We start from the raw sequence: 13,907 nt of genomic DNA, 5'->3' as shown, positions 1-13,907 counted from the left end.
TTGAGCGCCCCACGCAGCTCGACTAAGGGCGTGGTCTCAATGACATCGATGGAAACCTCGCCTCACGCCGCCCGCTATCCCGCGGGCGGGCTCGCTTTCCCGCATCGCGACCTGATCGGGATCGGCCAGCTCGAACGGCACGAGATCCTGTTCCTGCTCGACGAGGCGGAGCAGTGGGTCGCGCTCAACCGGCAGGCGACCAAGCGCGAGAACCGGCTGGCCGGGCTGACGGTGATCAACGCCTTCTTCGAGAATTCCACGCGCACGCTGCTGAGCTTCGAGATCGCGGGCAAGCGGCTGGGGGCGGATGTCGTCAACATGCACGCTGCCCAGTCGTCGGTGAAAAAGGGCGAGACGCTGATCGATACCGCGATCACGCTCAACGCGATGCGCGCCGACGCGATCGTCATCCGCCACGGTTCGAGCGGGGCGACCCAACTGATCGCCGACAAGGTCGGCTGCCCCGTGCTCAACGCGGGCGACGGGCAGCACGAGCATCCGACCCAGGCGTTGCTCGATGCGCTGGCGCTGCGCCATGCGCTGCGCGACAGGGGCGAGGCGGCGGACGATTTCACCGGACTGAAGATCGTGATCTGCGGCAACATCCTGCACAGCCGGGTCGCGCGCTCCAACCTGCTGTGCCTGCAGGCGCTGGGGGCCACCGTGCGGCTATGCGCCCCGCCGGCGCTCATGCCCGCCGGCATCGAAGCGATGGGCGCCGAGGTGTATCACGATTTCGATGCGGCGCTGGACGGTGCCGATGTGGTCATGATGCTGCGCCTCCAGAACGAAAGGATGAGCGGCCAGTTCATTCCTTCCGCGCGCGAATACCACCATCTCTACGGGCTAACGAAGACCCGGCTCAGGCAGGCATCGCAAGACGCGCTGGTCATGCATCCGGGGCCGATGAACCGCGGGGTGGAGATCGACAGCGAGGTGGCCGACATGATCGACCGCTCGATCATCACCCGGCAGGTGGAAATGGGTGTCGCGATCCGCATGGCTGCGCTCGACGTGCTGACACGCCGTTCACGCGGTGTCACCGGGTGGGGAGACGCGGCATGAAGCAGCAACGACCGCTGACGATAGAAGGTGGCCAGCTGGTCACGCCCGCTGGCGTGCAGGGCGGCGCGCTGCGGCTGGTCGACGGTTGCATCGACGGCATCGGCACGGCCGCGCAGGACGGTGACGAAGTGATCGATGCGGGGGGCGCACTGGTCGCTCCCGGGCTGGTCGATCTCGGCGTCTTTGCGATCGACAAGCCGGCCTTTCATTTCGGCGGGATTACCCGCGCTGCGTTGATGCCCGATCAATCACCGCGCCTCGATCTGCCGAGCCGCGTTTCCTATATTGCCAAGAGCGGCAAGCCCGATTTCTGGGTCCACCCGCTCGCCGCCGCCACGCGTGATCTGGCCGGGGCCGAAATCGCCGAACTGGGCCTGATGCGCGAAGCCGGGGCGCGCGGCGTGGCAACCGGCCGGCAGTGGATCGCGAATTCGGGCACCATGCTGCGATTGCTGCAATATGCCGCCATGCTCGACCTGGTGGTGGTCGCGCATCCCGAGGACGCCGCGCTGGTCGGCAACGCTGTCGCCACGGCAGGCGAAGTGGCCACCCGCCGCGGCTTGCCCAGCGCCCCTGCCGAAGCCGAATCCATCGCGCTGACCCGCGATATCGCACTGGCGGAAATGGCCGGCGCGCGGATCCACTTCCGTCAGGTGACCACCCGCGCCGGGCTCGATATTGTGCGCCGGGCCAAGGCGCGCGGCGTGTCGGTGACCTGCGGGGTGACTCCGGCCCATTTCATGCTGTCCGATCTGGCCACGGTCGATTTTCGCACCTTTGCCCGCCTGTCGCCGCCGCTGCGCAGCGAAGACGACCGCCAGGCGGTCCGCGAGGCGATCGGCGACGGCACTGTGGACGTGATCGCGAGCGGCCACGATCCACGCGGGCCCGAAGACAAGCGGCTCCCCTTCTCCGATGCGGAACCGGGCATGGCGGGGGCGGAAACGCTGCTCGCGATGACCCTGTCGCTGGTGCGCGACGAGGTCATCGACATCGGGCGCGCGTTCGAACTGGTCGCGACGAAGCCCGCTGAAATCCTGGGCGTCCCGGCGGGCGCGATTGCTCCCGGGCTCGAAGCCGATGTCGCCATCATCGATCCGGACAGGCCGTGGATCATCCAGAGCGCGAAGATGGAAGCCACTGCGGGCAATACGCCGTTCGACGGCCAGCCGACGCAGGGGCGGGTGCTGCATCTCTACAAGGGCGGTGTGCCGATCAGGCACTAGGTCAGCGAAAACCCCGCCCGGATCTTGTCCGGACGGGGCCTCTCGGTGGTTTGGTAAACTGATGGATTAGCGGGAAGCGACCCGAACGCCCGCATCGACCACGGCGATTGCTCCCGGAAGCTTGCGGCTGGCAGCGTAGGCTATGCAGCCGTCGCCGCGGCCCTTGACCGTCCGGCACATCGAATTGGCCGAGGCCTTGGCGAAGCCGGCAGCCGCAACGCGATAATAGATCTTGCCATTGACGCGGGCCTTGGTGATCACGCGCTCGGAACTGGCGAGTTCGGGATAGCGTTTCTGGAACTGCTTCCACGCCTCATTGGCATCCGACATCGAGAAGAACGAGCCGAGCTGGACATTGTAATCGCCGCTGCTGCTGCGCGGAGCGGCGCTCGCCGGAGCGGCTGCGCGGGCGTTGCGCGGAGCAGCCGGCCTGGCAGCCTGGATCGGCGTATCCTGCACCACTTCGCGACCGACGAAGCGGATGCCGCCTGCCGGGGCAAGCCCGGCGTCGGCCAATGCGACATCGGCGCCATCGTCTACCGCGGGCGCGGCTTTGACCGGCGGCAGTTCTTCGGCGAAAGCAAAGTCGCCGCGCGGTGCTGCGACCGGTTCGGCTTCGCCGCTCGCTGCAAGCATATCGACACTGGGATGATTGGACAGGGCCAGCATCTGCGGCTGGCCGGGATCGGCCTGCGGCTGGACCCCCAGAACGGTGGCGACGCGTCCGGTGAAGGCTTCGGGGCGCGCCAGGGCCGCCCATTCGGCCATGCGGTCGCCGACCTCGCCCGCGGGGACATCTTCCGCGGCCATGAGGCGAGCGGCGCGCCAGTTGCCCTGCATGGCATAGGCATAGGCGAGGTTCTGCCGCACCTTGGGCGTGTTCTGCCCGCCGCGCAGCGCGTTGCCGAGGACATTGACGCCGTGGTCGGGCCGGCCGGCCAGCGCCACGGCGAGCCCGTAATCGGCTGCATCGAGCTTGTCTTCGAAGCGGCTGAGCGTGCCCAGCGCGCCCATCTGGTCGCCTATCGCTACCTGCGCGAGGGCATGGCTGATCACTGTTCGCGGGGCGGTATCACCCAGTTCGATCGCTTCGGCAAAGGTCGTCGCGGCTGACGCGAAACGCCCATCGGTCAGATAGGCGTTGGCGAGCAGCGTGCGCGTATAAGCGTCGCGCGGGCTGGCCAGTACGGCGGCTTCGGCATGGCGCACGGCTTTCGAAGCGTTCCCCTTGGTCAGCGCCTGTTCGGCATGCGCGGCCGAATAGGAATGGCTGGGGGCAGTCTTGCCCGTACACGCCGTAAGCGCAGTGGTCGCCAGCGCCGTGGTGACGGCGAGCTGGACGAACCGCTTGTTCCTGGCTTTCGTCTCGATGCTCATTCTTCCCCCCTTTGAAGGCGATTCCGCGTCGTTCGAGTTCATTTTTCGCTGCGCTGCACCTGGGCAGCGAGGCTTGCGATTTCGGGCATTTCGGCGAGCAACGCGTCGAGCGCGTCGGTCACCAGTTGCTGTGCGCTGCGTCCGCGAACGGTACAGGCAAGGCGCAGCATGAGATGGCGTTCCTGGTCGAGCCGCAGCGTGAATGCGGCCCGCTTGCCCTGCGCTGTGGCAGGGCGCCGTACGATCGGCTTGCGCGGAGCGGGTTCGTCGAGCTGCGCCTGGATCTTGTTCAGCGAAGCGCGCACCTGGTTGGGTGCATCGGTTTCCTTCGCCGCTTGAGGCGATAGCGGCACGACGTTCTCCGGCACCGGCTCCAGCCGCGGCCGGGGCCGCGCATCGGTTTCATCACTGGCGCTGTCGCCCATGTCGTTCCAGCCGAGATCCTCGAGATTGGCCGCGGCTTCCTTGCCATCGACCGGTCCGACGATGCCCGATTGCGGGCGCATGGCCGGTTTCGCTCCACCCTTGCGTGCAAGCAGGGTGGACGAAAGAGAGGCGAAGTTGGCGTCAGACATTCGGCAGCCCGCCTTCCGCTACTACTGGGCCACACGGCGGCCGAAGCCGCCGGCGGGACGATGAACGCCGGACATCGCGGACTGCGAATTGGGCGCGGCGAAGACCGTGCGCCGGAAGTTCTTTTCCAGTCGGTCGGCGATGTATTTCCACAGCGCGGTGACTTCGGCAGCGGACCGGCTTTCGGGGTCCACTTCCATGACCGTGCGGCCGTCGATCATCGAGGCGGCAAAGTCGGTGCGGTGGTGCAGCGTGATCGGCGCCACAGTGCCGTGCTGCGACAGTGCAACGGCGGCTTCGGACGTGATCTTGGCTTTCGGGGTCGCCGCGTTGACGACGAAGACCAGCGGCTTGCCCGCACGTTCGCACAGGTCGACGGTGGCGCCCACGGCGCGCAGGTCATGCGGGCTGGGGCGAGTCGGGACGACAATCAGTTCGGCGACCGAGATCACCGACTGGATCGCCATGGTGATCGCGGGCGGGGTATCGATCACCGCCAGCTTGAACCCCTGCTGTCGCAGGATCGCCAGATCGGTGGCCAGCCGTGCAACGGTGGTCTGGGCGAAGGCGGGATATTCGTCGGCGCGCTCGTTCCACCAATCGGCAAGCGATCCTTGCGGATCGATGTCGATCAGGACGACAGGACCCGCACCGGCGCGCTGCGCCTGAACGGCCATATGTCCCGAGAGGGTGGTCTTGCCCGATCCGCCCTTCTGCGATGCCAATGCCAGTACACGCAAGACTTGGTCCCCCTGGGTTGCGCCTGTAATCTACTCACTCGTGCTGCAATCGTCCGCAGCGATCTTGTCATGGAGATCGCAGACTACCCCTAATTTTGGGTTAACCGGATGGCGGTTTGACATGGGCCCAAGGCCGCAAAATCCCTGGCAACACTTTGCTAACGGTCGATTTACTATAGGATGTCGCCAATCGGGCGCGTTTCGCGGGCCCCGCAATGCGAAAGGGATAGGATGCGACATTCGGCAAAAGCAGCTTGGATGGCCGGAATGCTGACGCTGGCGGGCCTGGCCGCGGTGCCTGCCCATGCCGACGTCAAGGCCGGGGTCGATGCCTGGACCGCAGGAGACTTTGCCGGGGCCGTGCGCGAGTGGGCCGGGCCCGCCGCACAGGGTGATCCCGACGCGCAATTCAACATGGGGCAGGCCTACCGGCTTGGCCGTGGGGTCGAGACCGATGTCGAACAGGCCGAAGCGCTCTATGCCAAGGCTGCGGCGCAGGGCCACGTGAAGGCGGCGGACAATTATGGCCTGCTGCTGTTCCAGCGCGGCGCCCGCGAGGAAGCCTTGCCCTATATCTCCGCCGCGTCGATGCGCGGCGATCCCCGCGCCCAGTACTTGCTGGGAATCGCCCATTTCAACGGCGATCTGGTCAAGAAGGACTGGCGCCGCGCCTATGCGCTGCTGACGCTGGCGAATTCCTCGGGCCTGCCGCAGGCGCGCGGCGCCCTGGCGCAGATGGACCAGTATATCTCGATCGAAGACCGCCAGGCAGCGCAGCCGCTGGCCGCCTCGCTCAAGGCCGAAGCCGAGGCGGCGCGTTCGCGTCAGCTTGCTGCAGCAGACCTCGGACTGGCAACCGATGCGCCCAGCGGACCCGTGGTCACGGCCAGCGTTCCCCAGACCGCGGCAGCGCGTCCGGTCCCCCTGCCGCCGGCGACTGCTGAAGCGCCCGCCTCGCAGACTGCAGGCGCGGATTACACACTGCCCGCTGCACCCGCGCCCACCGTGGTCGCGCGGCAAGAGGACGAGGCGCTATCCCGCGAAGCGGTGGCGGTGGCTGCCAGTCCGGCGGTGCCGCCCGCAGCATCGAGCGCCCCTGCCGCCGTACCTTCTTCCACGCCCACCCTGACAAGCGCGACGCGCGTCGCGCCGGCCGCAACGGGCCCGTGGAAAGTCCAGCTTGGCGCCTTCGGCGTACCCGGCAATGCGCAGCGCTTGTGGGGCCAGCTTGCGGGCCGGTCGGAGATCGCCGGGCGCGAGCAGATACTGCTCAAATCGGGCAATCTCACGCGCCTGCTGGCGGCCGGATATGCCACGCGCGGCGACGCCGCCGTGGCCTGCGCCTCGCTCAAGCGCAGCGGGCAGGAATGTCTCGTCACGCGCTAGCCATTCCGTGATCGCGCTTCCCCCGGCCACCGCACCGCGATAGACGCTCGCCCCCACGGCCCATATTAAGGGCGGCCAAGGGGGAATGCATGGATCCGATCGACACTCGCAGCGACGCTGCGCCCGACCAGGCGGTGCCGCGCGCGATGGCAGGAAACCGGATCGCCAGCCTCGATTTCATTCGCGGCATCGCGGTGATGGGAATTCTCGCCGCCAATATCATCGCCTTCGGCCAGCCTTTCGCCGCCTATATGTATCCCGACGCCTTCCTCGTGCCGCACAGCGAGGCCGAGCAATGGATGTGGATCGCGCAATTCGTGCTGATCGACGGCAAGATGCGCGGCCTGTTCACGCTGCTGTTCGGCGCCGGCCTGTATCTGTTCATGGAAAAGGCTTGGTCGCGCGGAGAGGGGCGGGCATTGCAGGCGCGCCGGCTGGGCTGGCTGCTGCTGTTCGGCCTCGGGCATTTCTTCCTTATCTGGCGCGGAGATATCCTCACTTTCTATGCACTGTTCGGTCTTGTCTCCCTCGCCGCGATCCGCTGGGCGGCCAAAACGCAGCTGGTCGTTGGGCTGCTCGGCTATGCCGCCGGCATGGTGCTGGTCGGCAGCTTTATGCTGTCGCCCTATGTGATCGCCGAGACAGAATTCGGCGAGCAGCCGGCCTATTCCGAAATGCGCGAACAGCTGGCAGCCGACAAGGGCCGTGCACTCGACCACGAAATGGTCGAATACCGGATCATCTCCGAGGGTTCCTATGGCGATTTCGTCGCGCACAACGTGATCGACCATAAGGGCGACCTGCCGTTCAATATTTTCGTATTCGGGTTCGAAACGCTGCCGCTGATGCTGATCGGCATGGCGCTGTACCGGTTCGGCCTGTTCAGCGGCGCTTTGGATACCGGCAGGATGCTGCGCTGGGGCAGTGCGGGTATTGTTATCGCCAGCGGGGTTACCCTGCTGCTGGCGCTGTGGGTGAGGGATGCGGGATTTTCCTATTGGAGCACGCTGGCTGCATTCATGAGCCTGTCGGCACTGCCCCGCCTGCCCGTGGTGCTCGGGCTGGCAGCGGTCCTGGCGGTGGTCGGTGCGCGTGCCTCGGGCTGGCTGGCGGAGCGGGTTTCCGCTGCGGGGCGGGCCGCTTTCACCAATTACCTCGGCACATCGGTGCTGATGCTGTTTGTCTTCCACGGTTGGGGCGGCGGATTGTTCGGCGCTCTGGGGCGTGCCGAGCTGTACCTCGTCATGGCGGCAAGCTGGCTCGTCATGCTCGCCTGGTCGAAGCCCTGGCTCGACCGGTTCCGCTTCGGTCCGCTCGAATGGCTCTGGCGGTGCCTGACCTATTGGCGGCTGTTCCCCCTGCGGCGGTGACGAGAGGGGTTGCTACTGAGAACGACTCTCACTAGAGGTGCTCCTGCGAGTCAATCGCAGGAGTGTTCGAGTGTACGTCTGCATCTGTAACGCAATCCGGGAAAGCGACCTGCGGCGCGCAGCGCGCCATGTCTCGGGCGATGCCGAAACTTGCTATGCCGCGCTTGGCAAGCCGGCTTGCTGCGGCACCTGCCTCGATGAGGCTGACGAGATCCTCCAGGAAGAACGCGAGATGGGATGCGTGGCCGCCGCGGCGTGATCGCCGGCTAACGCAAATCGCTTGCAACTGGCGGAATTCCGCCGATTTTATCCCTTTCTACCCTTGCCATAAGCCCCGCCTCGGGCGCATAGGAAGCGCCGTTCAGCAGGCAAGGAGGCAGCGCCATGAAAGGCGATCCGAAGGTCATCGAGTTCCTTAACAAGGCGCTCACCAACGAATTGACCGCAATCAACCAGTACTGGCTCCATTACCGGGTGCTTGCCGATTGGGGCGTCAGCCGTCTGGCCGAATACGAGCGGCACGAATTGATCGACGAGATGAAGCACGCCGACATCCTCGCCGAGCGCATCCTGTTTCTGAACGGACTTCCCAACTTCCAGGCGATCCACAAGCTGAAGGTGGGCGAGACGGTTGAGGAAATCCTCAAGGCCGACCTGGCGATGGAGATGGAGGCGATCCCTCTGCTCAAGGAAGCCGCGGAATATTGCCAGAGCGTTCGCGACTTCGCCACCGGGCAGATCTTCGAAGACATCCTGGCGAGCGAGGAAGAGCATGTCGACTTCCTCGAAACCCAGTTCGACATGATCGCGCGCATGGGGCTGGAAAACTATGTCCAGCTCAACAGCAAGCCGGCAGGCGAAGGCGAGGGCGGCTGACCGCGTTGTGGAGCCGCCTGCGGGCGGCTCTGCGATGCTAAGCGAGCATGATCGGCTTCAGTCCGATGCGGCGTTCCGGCGTTCGCGCATGCGTTCGCGGTTGCGCTTTGCCGCGGTGCGGGTTTCCATCAGAAACGAACCGAGCCCTGCGACCAGCAGTCCCATGCAGATCACCCATGTCGTCGCGACCAGAGTGCCCAGTGCGGTCCTGACAAATGCGCTGATGAACAGCAGTACGATTACGACACTGATGGCAAGCGCCGACGCGGTACTGAACATGACCGCGCGCTGCGCGTAGATGCGCCGCATTTCGAGCGCGGGCAACTCGGCCCGCATGGCTTTGACATCGCCATCTTCCCCAGCGTTGAGGATACGCTCGATCTTGTTGGCAACCCAGATCAGCCGGTTGGTCATGACATTCATGACCGCGCCGATCCCCGCAAGCAGGAAGGCCGGGGCGAGGCTGAGCTGGACGACCTGCTGCACGCGCAGGGTCGAACTGGTCCGCTCGATGAGGTCGAAGGCGCCGATGCCTGCCAGGAGATCGAGCGTCACCGGTGTTACTCCTTCTGGAAGGGGTTCTTGGGACTCTTCAGCACCACGCGCACCGGCACTGCATCGAACCCCAGCTTGTCGCGAATGCCGTTCACCAGATAACGTTCATAGCTCTTGGGCAGCATGTCGAGCCGGGTGCCGAACACCACGAAACGCGGCGGACGGATGCTGGCCTGGGTGATATAGCGCAGCTTGATCCGCTTGCCCTTGGGGGCGGGCGGCGGATTGGCTTCGAGCGCATCGTCGAACCAGCGGTTGAGCGCGGCGGTGGGCACGCGGCGGCTCCATGCTTCGCGCAGGTCGAACGCCGCCCCCAGCATCTGGTCGATCCCCTTGCCGGTTTTCGCGCTTACTGCGAACAGCGGCACTCCGCGAACCTGGGCGAGACCCTCGTTGAGCGCTTCGCGGATACCGTTGAACAGCGCGCTGGCACCTTCGGCGACATCCCACTTGTTGATCGCGATCATCAGCGCGCGCCCTTCCTCGAGCACCATGCTGGCAATCTTGAGATCCTGCGATTCGAGCCCGCGGGTGGCGTCCAGCAGGAGCACCACGACTTCGGCGAAATCGACCGCGCGGCGCGCATCGGCCACCGAAAGCCGTTCGAGCTTGTCGACGACCTGCGCCTTCTTGCGCATTCCGGCCGTGTCGATCAGCCGGATTTCCCGCTCTTCCCCGCTGCGCGGGTCGCGCCATTCCCAATCGACCGCGATCGAATCGCGTGTAATCCCGGCTTCGGGACCGGTCAGCAGCCGGTCTTCGCCCAGCATGCGGTTGATCAGCGTCGACTTGCCGGCGTTTGGCCGGCCGACAATGGCCAGTTTCAGCGGCCCGGCGAGCAGCGCCTCTTCATCTTCCTCGCTCAGTTCGAGGGTTTCGGCCGCAGCTTCTGCCTTCTCGCCTATGATCGGCCAGAGGCGTTCGAACAGGTTGCCGATCCCTTCGCCATGTTCGGCGCTGATTCCGGCCGGTTCGCCGAAACCGAGGGAAAAGCTCTCGTAGATCCCGGCATCGCCCTGTTTGCCTTCGGCCTTGTTGGCGACCAGGACCACGGGCACGGCCTGTCCACGGAGCCAGCGGGCGATTTCCTCATCGAGCGGAGTCAGCCCGACGCGTGCGTCGAACACGAACATCGCCGCATCGGCGCCCTCGAGGCTGACTTCTGTCTGCATGCGCATCCGGCCGGGCAGGCTGGCCGCGTCCTCATCTTCCCAACCGGCCGTATCGACCACCTGGAATTCGAGCCCCGCTATCTCCGCGTTGCCGAAGCGGCGGTCGCGCGTGACTCCGGGCTGGTCGTCGACCAGCGCAAGGCGCTTGCCGACCAACCGGTTGAACAAAGTCGATTTGCCGACGTTGGGCCGCCCGATGATGATCACCGTGGGCTTCGAGGAATTGGGCACCATGATGGCGCGGGAAGTGGCGCTTTGCGCTCCGCTTTGCAAGCTCCGGCGCAGGCGAGGGTTAATATCGGTTAACCTTAACGCGAAGGATGTCGGCAAGGATAAGCGGCATACCTCTGCCGGCATGAGGAAAAAACTTGCCGCTTTCGCCCTGCTTGCCTGTGCCACGCCCGCCGCGGCGGACGATTTCGGTGCGTTCGATAATCGGGGTGCCGAACTGGATGCTTATCTCCAGTGCGTACCCTACGCACGAGAAGTGTCGGGGATCCAGATCTACGGCGATGCCCATACCTGGTGGGAGCAGGCGCAGGGGCGCTATGCCACCGGTACGGCGCCGCGTCCGGGGGCCGTCATGGCCTTCCGTCCGCATCGCAGCATGCAATTGGGTCATGTGGCGACGGTGAGCCGCGTTCTCGACACGCGGCGCGTCTTGCTCGATCATGCCAACTGGTTGCCGATCAACGGGCGCCGGGGGCAGGTCGAAAAGGACGTGCTGGCAATTGACGTATCGCCGGCCAACGACTGGAGCGCAGTGCGCGTGTGGTACGCCCCGCTCGGGGAAGTCGGCACGACCGCTTGGCCGGTTGCAGGCTTCATCTATGGAGAGCGCCGGCCGCAGGCGCGCCAGCAGCTTGCCATGGCGCCGGCGCGCAAACAGACCTCGAAGCGCTTTCTCAGCGCCTTTGCCAATTTCTCCGACTGATCAGTCGGCCTTGGCGACCGGCGCATCCTCGCCGAGATCTTCGTACCAGGCTTCGACCGGGCCATTCAGCTTGATGGTCAGCGGATTGCCCTTGCGATCGACGGTCTTGCCCGCCTGAACCCGCACCCAGCCGCCCGAGATCGAATATTCCTCGATATCGGTGCGCTGTTTGCCCTTGAAACGGATACCCACTCCGCGCTTGAGCACATCCACCTGGAAGTGCTCGCTCTTGGGGTTGACCGAAAGATGGTCGGGCGGGGTCTGGCTGGTGGTTTCTTCGCTCATGGCGCGCGCCGATACTGCGCGGCGCGCCCACGGGCAAGATCAATCGGCTACGGGCAAGATCAATCGGGAGGAGGCGGCGTTTCCAGCGGGCCGCGATCGGGGGTGTCGATGTCGGGCTGCGGCGGTTCGAAGCCCGGCGGTTCTTCCATCGGCGCCTCGTTCGGCGGACTTGCCGGGGGCATTTCGTCGGGAGAACCGGGATTGATCGTATCGGGATTGGGATCGGGTTGGGTCGCCATGGTAATGTTCCTCAGTCGCGGGAGGGGTGATCGAGCGCGGCCTCGCCCGCTCCGTCGCGGCCACCCTCCTGTGCCGGCGCCAGTGCCTGTTCTGCAGCATTGGGCGGGCTGCCGGCCGGCCGGTTGCCTGATGGTGCTTCCTCGCTGTCGTCCTGGCCGGAATCGTGCGAATTTTCCTGTTTGGTACCGGGATTGATCACGGGCGGAGTGTCTTCGGGTTTCTTCGGGGTGTCGTAGTCACGCATGCCTGTTGAACGGGCCAACACCCCGCAGCGTTCCTTCATCGGTCGCCACGCTTGCGCAATTGGTCGCATCCGACTAGAGGCACGCGCCTATACGCGAAGGACTAGCGCCTCGCGCAGCTTCGTTCGGGTTAGCGGGCGTGGCGGAACTGGTAGACGCGCTGGTTTTAGGTACCAGTATCGAAAGATGTGGGGGTTCGAGTCCCTTCGCCCGCACCAGTGCCGCCGCCGTCGTGATACCCCCTGCACCTATCGCTTTTGGAAAGTTACGAGTTTCAACCCATGCAGATCAAAGAGACCGCCAACGAGGGCCTCAAGCGCGCCTACACCATCACGATTCCCGCCAAGGAAATCGACGAGCGCGTTACCGGCGAAGTGAAGAAGATCGCTCCGCAGGTGAAAATGCCCGGCTTCCGCCCCGGCAAGGTGCCCGCCAACCTCGTGCGCAAGATGCACGGCGAGCAGGTCCACGCGCAGACGGTCAACGACTTGATCCGCGAATTGGTCGACAAGGTCATGGCAGAGAACAAGCTGCGTCCTGCGATGCAGCCCAAGGTCGAGCTCGACGAAGGCTATGAAGAAGGTAAGGACGCGACGCTGAACGTCGACGTCGAGATCCTGCCCGAAATCGAAGCGCCCGAAGTGGAGGGCCTCAAGCTCGAACGCCTGACCGTTCCGGTGACCGACGAACAGGTGGACGAAGCGGTCGAGCGCATCGCGTCGAACAACAAGAGCTACAAGGACGCCGCCAAGACCAAGAAGGCTGGCGATGGCGACCAGCTGATCATCGATTTCGTCGGCCGCGTCGACGGCGTCGAATTCGAGGGCGGCAAGGCGGAGAACACGCCGCTGGTCATCGGTTCGGGCCAGTTCATTCCCGGCTTTGAAGAACAGCTGACGGGCGTGAAGACCGGCGATGAAAAGACCATCACCGTGACCTTCCCCGAAGATTATCCGGCTGAAAACCTGAAGGGCAAGGACGCGGAATTCGACGTCACGGTCCAGCAGGTAAAGGTCCCCACCGACACCGCGATCGACGACGAGTTCGCCAAGAATCTCGGCCTCGAGAACCTCGACAAGCTCAAGGAACTGCTGCGCGGCCAGCTCGAGCAGGAAACCGCGGGCCTGACCCGCACGCAGATGAAGCGCCAGCTGCTCGACACGCTGGCAGCCGGTCACGACTTCGCCGTGCCGCAGGGCATGGTCGATGCCGAGTTCGAACAGATCTGGGGCCAGCTGCAGCAGGAAGCCGCGCAGTCGGACGATGCCGAAGCCATGCTCAAGGAAATGGACGACGAGAAGGACGATTATCGCAAGATCGCCGAACGCCGCGTCCGCTTGGGCCTGCTGCTGTCCGAAATCGGCCAGAAGAACGGTGTCGAGGTCAATGCCAACGAGATGAACATGCTCATCCAGCAGGCAGCCCAGCAGTATCGTGCCGAGGACCGCGAGCGGTTCGTCCAGTATGTCCAGTCCGAACCCATGGCCGCCGCCCAGCTGCGCGCGCCCCTGTATGAGGATAAGGTCGTCGACTTCCTGTTCGACAAGGCCGAGATTACCGACCGCGAAGTGACGCGTGAAGAGCTCGAAGCCGCGATCGAGGCGGAAGAAAGCACCGAGGAAAAGCCGAAGAAGAAGGCGGCAGCCAAGAAAAAGGCTCCTGCCAAGAAGGCGGCCGATAAGGATGCGGACGACAAGCCCGCAGCCAAGAAGGCGCCGGCCAAGAAAGCCGCAGCGAAGAAGCCTGCCGCCAAGAAGGCCGATGACAAGCAGGCCGACGACAAGGCTACGGCGAAGAAGCCGGCAGCCAAGAAGCCTGCTGCCAAGAAGGCCGCGCCCAAGAAGTAAGTCCGTTCATACGGATCGC

The 13,907-nt window shown here is 65.0% G+C and carries 16 protein-coding genes and 1 tRNA gene; 9 read left to right on the top strand and 8 right to left on the bottom strand.

Annotated features, from left to right (window positions below; all coding sequences use genetic code 11):
- Positions 1-39 precede the first annotated feature (39 nt).
- On the top strand, positions 40-1,065 hold the full coding sequence (locus SJY12_RS07910; protein WP_397504991.1) for an aspartate carbamoyltransferase catalytic subunit: 1,026 nt from the start codon (positions 40-42) through the stop codon (positions 1,063-1,065).
- The gene (locus SJY12_RS07905; protein ID WP_397504990.1) at positions 1,062-2,291 is read left to right on the top strand and encodes a dihydroorotase family protein; all 1,230 of its coding nucleotides are present in this window, start codon (positions 1,062-1,064) and stop codon (positions 2,289-2,291) included. Before SJY12_RS07910 ends, SJY12_RS07905 begins: the two co-directional genes overlap by 4 nt.
- Positions 2,292-2,357: 66 nt before the next feature.
- Here SJY12_RS07905 and SJY12_RS07900 read toward each other — a convergent pair whose 3' ends face one another.
- Genes SJY12_RS07900 through SJY12_RS07890 form a run of 3 tightly spaced genes read right to left on the bottom strand, consistent with a single transcriptional unit; the run spans position 2,358 to position 4,981 of the window.
- Positions 2,358-3,668, bottom strand: coding sequence for an SPOR domain-containing protein (locus SJY12_RS07900; protein WP_397504989.1), 1,311 nt, complete (start codon positions 3,666-3,668; stop codon positions 2,358-2,360).
- A 38-nt stretch (positions 3,669-3,706) separates the two neighbouring features.
- A complete protein-coding gene (locus SJY12_RS07895; protein ID WP_341858531.1) occupies positions 3,707-4,243 on the bottom strand; it encodes a hypothetical protein in 537 nt (178 codons plus the stop codon).
- 21 nt (positions 4,244-4,264) lie between these two features.
- Positions 4,265-4,981 carry a ParA family protein gene (locus SJY12_RS07890; protein WP_050600850.1) on the bottom strand — a complete coding sequence of 239 codons (717 nt, stop codon included), beginning with the start codon at positions 4,979-4,981 and terminating at the stop codon, positions 4,265-4,267.
- A gap of 258 nt (positions 4,982-5,239) precedes the next feature.
- Between SJY12_RS07890 and SJY12_RS07885 the strand changes: the two genes are divergently transcribed.
- The 4 genes from SJY12_RS07885 to bfr all read left to right on the top strand — a co-directional run bounded on the left by SJY12_RS07885 (position 5,240) and on the right by bfr (position 8,613).
- Positions 5,240-6,367: an SPOR domain-containing protein gene (locus SJY12_RS07885; RefSeq protein ID WP_397504988.1), complete on the top strand. Its 1,128-nt coding sequence runs from the start codon at positions 5,240-5,242 to the stop codon at positions 6,365-6,367.
- Positions 6,368-6,456: 89 nt separating this feature from the next.
- Positions 6,457-7,737 carry a DUF418 domain-containing protein gene (locus tag SJY12_RS07880; protein WP_397504987.1) on the top strand — a complete coding sequence of 427 codons (1,281 nt, stop codon included), beginning with the start codon at positions 6,457-6,459 and terminating at the stop codon, positions 7,735-7,737.
- Positions 7,738-7,807: 70 nt separating this feature from the next.
- Entirely contained in the window at positions 7,808-7,996 is a 189-nt protein-coding gene (locus tag SJY12_RS07875) for a bacterioferritin-associated ferredoxin (RefSeq protein WP_063511470.1), read from the top strand.
- 125 nt (positions 7,997-8,121) lie between these two features.
- The gene (gene bfr, locus SJY12_RS07870) at positions 8,122-8,613 is read left to right on the top strand and encodes a bacterioferritin (RefSeq protein ID WP_397504986.1); all 492 of its coding nucleotides are present in this window, start codon (positions 8,122-8,124) and stop codon (positions 8,611-8,613) included.
- A 57-nt stretch (positions 8,614-8,670) separates the two neighbouring features.
- Here bfr and SJY12_RS07865 read toward each other — a convergent pair whose 3' ends face one another.
- Together SJY12_RS07865 and der are read right to left on the bottom strand one after the other, a co-directional pair.
- Positions 8,671-9,168 carry a DUF2721 domain-containing protein gene (locus SJY12_RS07865; protein WP_050600846.1) on the bottom strand — a complete coding sequence of 166 codons (498 nt, stop codon included), beginning with the start codon at positions 9,166-9,168 and terminating at the stop codon, positions 8,671-8,673.
- Between the two features lie 5 nt (positions 9,169-9,173).
- Entirely contained in the window at positions 9,174-10,574 is a 1,401-nt protein-coding gene (gene der, locus SJY12_RS07860) for a ribosome biogenesis GTPase Der (protein WP_397504985.1), read from the bottom strand.
- On the opposite strand from der, the gene SJY12_RS07855 reads away from it, so the two are divergent.
- Positions 10,537-11,274 (top strand): CHAP domain-containing protein, encoded by a 738-nt coding sequence (locus SJY12_RS07855; protein ID WP_397504984.1) that lies wholly within the window; start codon positions 10,537-10,539, stop codon positions 11,272-11,274. The two genes, der and SJY12_RS07855, sit on opposite strands and share 38 nt — an antisense overlap.
- On the opposite strand, the gene SJY12_RS07850 is transcribed toward SJY12_RS07855, so the two are convergent.
- Genes SJY12_RS07850 through SJY12_RS07840 form a run of 3 tightly spaced genes read right to left on the bottom strand, consistent with a single transcriptional unit; the run spans position 11,275 to position 12,043 of the window.
- On the bottom strand, positions 11,275-11,559 hold the full coding sequence (locus SJY12_RS07850; RefSeq protein WP_050600844.1) for a DUF3297 family protein: 285 nt from the start codon (positions 11,557-11,559) through the stop codon (positions 11,275-11,277). It lies immediately after the preceding gene.
- A 59-nt stretch (positions 11,560-11,618) separates the two neighbouring features.
- Positions 11,619-11,798, bottom strand: coding sequence for a hypothetical protein (locus SJY12_RS07845; protein ID WP_050600843.1), 180 nt, complete (start codon positions 11,796-11,798; stop codon positions 11,619-11,621).
- Positions 11,799-11,809: 11 nt separating this feature from the next.
- A complete protein-coding gene (locus SJY12_RS07840; protein ID WP_397504983.1) occupies positions 11,810-12,043 on the bottom strand; it encodes a hypothetical protein in 234 nt (77 codons plus the stop codon).
- Positions 12,044-12,174: 131 nt separating this feature from the next.
- Here SJY12_RS07840 and SJY12_RS07835 point away from each other — a divergent pair.
- Both SJY12_RS07835 and tig read left to right on the top strand, forming a co-directional pair.
- Positions 12,175-12,259 (top strand) — tRNA-Leu (locus SJY12_RS07835).
- 63 nt (positions 12,260-12,322) lie between these two features.
- The gene (gene tig / locus SJY12_RS07830; protein WP_397504982.1) at positions 12,323-13,888 is read left to right on the top strand and encodes a trigger factor; all 1,566 of its coding nucleotides are present in this window, start codon (positions 12,323-12,325) and stop codon (positions 13,886-13,888) included.
- The last annotated feature ends 19 nt before the right edge of the window (positions 13,889-13,907 follow it).

This window comes from Qipengyuania sp. R86523 (assembly GCF_044596365.1).
Classification (GTDB): domain Bacteria; phylum Pseudomonadota; class Alphaproteobacteria; order Sphingomonadales; family Sphingomonadaceae; genus Qipengyuania; species Qipengyuania citrea.
Note: the sequence above shows the minus strand (reverse complement) of the source record. Positions and strands in the feature narration are given on the sequence as shown.